The sequence below is a fragment of the Vibrio sp. 1078-1 genome, from assembly GCF_033340475.1.
This window is the reverse complement of sequence record NZ_JAWOWM010000647.1, coordinates 1-579: the sequence shown is the minus strand read 5'-3', so window position 1 is coordinate 579 and position 579 is coordinate 1. Positions and strand designations below refer to the sequence as shown.

The 579-nt window shown below is 47.7% G+C and carries 1 pseudogene; it reads right to left on the bottom strand.

From position 1 onward, the window contains the following. A pseudogene (locus tag R7190_RS29285) lies at window positions 1-579 on the bottom strand (copper transporter); the annotation flags it as partial.

The window sequence follows — 579 nt, the reverse complement described above, 5'->3', positions numbered from 1 at the left end:
GTTAGATACGCGCTTACCAAGTCCGATGCAGGTTCGCCTTTCATATTGTTGGCTTGACGATAGGCGTACATCACTTCCACACCGAATTGAGGCGTGTAAGCTTGCTCTGCAATGTCCACTTGAGTTTCATTGGCAGAAATACTTACGTCTGCCATTTTCACCATCGGGTGCTCACTCAACTGTTGGTAGTGCTTGGTCGTTTCGCTATTTGCAGACAACTTTTGGTTCAATGACGCCCAAGTCAGTGTGTTGCTGGCTTGAAGTGTTGAGCGTCCGTTTTGGGTATAGGTATTGAGCCAGTCAGAGCCCAACCATTCTGAGAGTTGCGAGACCAAACGGCGCTGCATTTGTGCGTTGGCTTGCAGCTTTTCATCCAACTTACTCACTTGAAGCTGTGCATTCAGTAAATCTTGCGCTTCGCTTTTTCCGATTGAGTAATTGGTTTGAATGAAGTTTTCCATTTCCGTCATGAGCCGACGGTTTTCTAGCAAAATTTGCTCTGCCTTCTGCTGATAGCCCAGCTCCAACCAAAGCTGAGTCATGCTGTTTGCCACTTCAAGCTCCCGTGCGTGAACTTGC